Origin of the sequence: Pigmentiphaga sp. (assembly GCF_019689535.1) — a bacterium.
Classification (GTDB): Bacteria; Pseudomonadota; Gammaproteobacteria; order Burkholderiales; family Burkholderiaceae_B; genus Pigmentiphaga.
Genome location: NZ_JADGHH010000268.1, coordinates 1 through 3,792 on the forward strand (window position 1 = coordinate 1; position 3,792 = coordinate 3,792).

The following is a 3,792-nucleotide window of genomic DNA, read 5'->3' on the forward strand; positions in this document are numbered from 1 at the left end:
TTGAAAGCATCATTGCAATCCGAAAAAGGTGCCGTCCCTAGGCGGGGGGGGCGCCCCCGGGGCGGCGCCGGCAGTGCGGCGGGCCGGGAGGGGGGATGTCATGTCGGTTAGAACGTTCTGGCCTTCGGCGGGAAGCTTTCGACCGTCAGGGGCTTCATGGTCACCGGCTTGTAGTCGAGGCGGTTGCCTTCGGAGTACCACAGCGTGTGACGCAGCCAATTCGCATCGTCGCGCTCCGGATAGTCGCTGTGCGCATGGGCGCCGCGGCTTTCCTTGCGGGCAGCCGCCGACACGATGGTGGCCTTGGCGACTTCGATGAGGTTGTCCAGCTCCAGCGCCTCGACGCGGGCCATGTTGAACACCTTGGAGTGGTCCTTGATCGCCACGGCCTTGGTGCGTTCGGCCAACGCATTGATCTGCTTGACGCCCTCGTCCAGCAGGGCTTGCGTGCGGAACACGCCGCAGTGGTGCTGCATGGAGTTGCGGATGTCGTTCGCGACGTGCTGGACGCGCTCGCCGTCCTTGCGGCTTTCCAGGGCGCTGACGCGGCTCAGCGTGAGGTCCGCGGCATCGGCGGGCAGCGGCTTGTGGCTCTGGCGCTTGAGGTTGGAGGCCACGATGTGGTTGCCGGCCGCGCGACCGAACACCACCAGGTCGAGCAGCGAGTTCGTGCCCAGGCGGTTGGCGCCGTGGACCGACACGCAGGCGCACTCGCCAATCGCGTACAAGCCGCGGACCACCGTGTTGGGGTTGCCGTCCTTGGGCACCACCACCTGCCCGTGGTAGTTGGTCGGGATGCCACCCATTTGGTAGTGGATGGTCGGTACGACGGGGATCGGCTCCTTGATGGGGTCGACGTTGGCGAACTTAATGGCGATTTCGCGGATCGACGGCAGGCGCTTGTTGATGGTCTCGGCGCCCAGGTGGTCGAGCTTGAGCAGCACGTAGTCGCCATTCGGGCCGGCGCCCCGCCCTTCCTTGATTTCCTGGTCCATCGAGCGCGATACGAAATCGCGGGGAGCCAGGTCTTTCAGCGTCGGCGCGTAGCGCTCCATGAAGCGCTCGCCGTCTTTGTTCAGCAGGATGCCGCCCTCGCCGCGCACCCCTTCGGTGATCAGCACGCCGGCACCGGCCACGCCCGTGGGGTGGAATTGCCAGAACTCCATGTCTTCGAGCGGCAGGCCAGCACGCGCGGCCATGCCCAGGCCGTCACCGGTGTTGATGAAAGCGTTCGTGGAGGCGGCCCAGATGCGGCCGGCGCCGCCGGTTGCCAGCACGGTGGTCTTGGCTTCGAAAATGTAGATGTCGCCGGTTTCCATTTCCAGCGCCGTGATGCCGACGACGTCGCCTTCGGAGTCGCGGATCAGGTCCAGCGCCATCCATTCGACGAAGAATTGCGTGCGGGCAGCCACGTTGCGCTGGTAGAGCGTATGCAGCAGCGCGTGGCCAGTGCGGTCGGCGGCGGCACAGGCGCGTTGCACCGGCTTTTCGCCGAAGTTGGCGGTATGGCCGCCGAACGGACGCTGGTAGATCGTCCCATTCGGGTTGCGGTCGAACGGCATGCCGAAGTGCTCGAGCTCATAGACCGCATTCGTGGCCTCGCGGCACATGAATTCGATCGCGTCTTGATCGCCGAGCCAATCGGAGCCCTTGACCGTGTCATACATGTGCCAGAACCAGTTGTCCTCGCTCATGTTGCCCAGCGAGGCACCGATACCGCCCTGGGCTGCCACGGTGTGCGAGCGCGTCGGGAACACTTTGGAGAAGACGGCGACGCTGAGACCGGCTTGCGCGAGCTGCAGCGAGCAACGCATGCCGGATCCACCGGCGCCGACGACCACCACATCGAACTGGCGGCGCGGGAGAGAAGTTTTAACGGCGGCCACGACTTAGATTCTCCACAGAATTTGAGCGGCATAGACGACAGAGCCGACCAGCCACAGAATGGTCAGGACTTGCAGCGCCAGACGGAGGCCGGCCGGCTTGACGTAGTCCATCCAGATGTCTCGAACGCCGATCCAGGCGTGATAGGCAAGCGACAGGAAGGCCAGCATGGCCAGCAGCTTGCCGAGGGGGAAGCTGAACACTTCGAAGTTGAACAGCCGCACCCAGTTTTCGTAGGTGAATTCCGGCGTGATCAACGCGCCGATGCCCAGGACCAGCGTGTAGACGACCAGGATGACGGCGGTAACGCGCTGGGCGATCCAGTCTTTGACGCCGTAGTGTGCGCCGACGACCAGGCGCTTGGGACCGATATTTTGCGGGGCCGACATCAGAATACTCCGAACAGTTTCAAACCGAAGACGAGGGTCAGCGCCAGGCTCACCACGAGCACGATGCCCGCGGAACGCTGCGCCTTTTGCTTTTCCAGCCCCAGGTGGAGGTCCAGCGCCAGGAACCGGATGCCCGCACAGAAATGATGCAGGTAGGCCCAGATCAGGCCGAGCAGAACGATCTTGGCCAAGGGGTGCGTGACGAAATCGCGGAACTCCGCAAAGCCGATTTCAGAGATGACGCTGCGTTCGAAAAGCGGCAGGAGCACCAACGGCAGTGCCAGGAACAGCGCAAAGCCGGAAATGCGGTGCAGGATCGACACTTTGCCGGCCAGCGGCAGGCGGTAGCGCGCGATCTGCGTGATATTGATATTTCTGAACTGCGGGCGGGGTTTTGCGGCAGAGTCGGACATCACGACCTCGGGTAAAGTGAGCAAACCATGAAAAAAACCATTGCTGCGTAATTGCGCATTACAACTTTCGTCTTGGGAAAGCCGGCCTGGCGCGCCGGTTTCCGCATGCGTCTCCGGGGGTGGCGGAACGCGCCGCGCCCGGGCCGCCGGGAAAGGCAAACGTGCTATTTTCGCCCATTCATCGCCACCGTATCAAATCGTGTCCGAAATTGCGTCAGTTCAGGCTGTTCCGATAGTGGTAGCGCGAGGTCAGGTACAGCCCGCGACGCATCTCGACGGGGCGGTCGCCGTAGGTAAACGAGGTGCGCTCCACCTGTAGCAGCGGCGTGCCCGGCGCAACGCCGAGCAGCTCGGCCTCTGGGGCGCCGGCGGCAACCGCCCGGATTTTCTCGTCCGCCCGGATCATCCGGACGCCGAATTCGCTTTCGAACAAACCATACATCGGGCCCTTGTATTCGGCCAGACGTTCCGCCGTCAGCCCCTTGAACAGCGTGCCAGGCAACCAAATCTCATCGATCACGGTAGGCACGTCGCCGAAGGAAAGCACCCTTCGGACCAGCACCACGCTATCTCCCGCGCGCAATTCGAGCACCTTCGCCACTTCGGCCGGCGCGCGCAGGCGCCGGCACTCGAGGAAGCGGCTATGGGACCCCTGGCGCTTGCCATCGTCCGGCGCCAGCCGCAAGAAGCGGAACCGCACGCGGTCTTCGTGGTGGGTAGCGACAAACGTACCCTTGCCTTGGCGGCGCAGCAGGATGTGGTCGGCCGCCAGCTCATCGATGGCCTTGCGCACCGTCCCCTGGCTGACCTTGAAACGGGCTGCCAGGTCGAGCTCGCTGGGAATGGCCTCTCCGGGCTTCCACTCGCCACGGTCGAGGCTTTGCAGGATTAGGGCCTTGATTTGCTTGTATAACGGGGTGAAAGCCGCCCCCGGCGCTGCCTGGTCGCCGGCCGCAGGCACGCCCGCGACGGCGGGTGCGTCGGACGTGGCTGACATGCAGGGATGGTGCGGCTTGATCGGCATGGCCCGGATTGTGTCACAGCGCAAGGCACGGTGTCCAACCAAATGGCGGCAATCTTATGTCTTATATAAAACATAAGATAAC

At 63.7% G+C, this 3,792-nt stretch carries 4 protein-coding genes; all 4 read right to left on the reverse strand.

Annotation, left to right across the window (positions count from 1 at the left end; genetic code table 11):
- Window positions 1–107: 107 nt before the first annotated feature.
- Window positions 108–1,886, reverse strand: a complete 1,779-nt coding sequence (sdhA, locus tag IRZ12_RS16400; RefSeq protein ID WP_296470769.1) for a succinate dehydrogenase flavoprotein subunit — start codon at window positions 1,884–1,886, stop codon at window positions 108–110.
- Window positions 1,887–1,889: 3 nt separating this feature from the next.
- Window positions 1,890–2,273, reverse strand: coding sequence for a succinate dehydrogenase, hydrophobic membrane anchor protein (gene sdhD, locus IRZ12_RS16405; RefSeq protein ID WP_296470771.1), 384 nt, complete (start codon window positions 2,271–2,273; stop codon window positions 1,890–1,892).
- On the reverse strand, window positions 2,273–2,686 hold the full coding sequence (gene sdhC / locus IRZ12_RS16410) for a succinate dehydrogenase, cytochrome b556 subunit (RefSeq protein WP_296470774.1): 414 nt from the start codon (window positions 2,684–2,686) through the stop codon (window positions 2,273–2,275). Before sdhC ends, sdhD begins: the two co-directional genes overlap by 1 nt.
- A 214-nt stretch (window positions 2,687–2,900) precedes the next feature.
- A complete protein-coding gene (locus tag IRZ12_RS16415) occupies window positions 2,901–3,683 on the reverse strand; it encodes a GntR family transcriptional regulator (protein ID WP_296470777.1) in 783 nt (260 codons plus the stop codon).
- Between the last annotated feature and the right edge of the window lie 109 nt (window positions 3,684–3,792).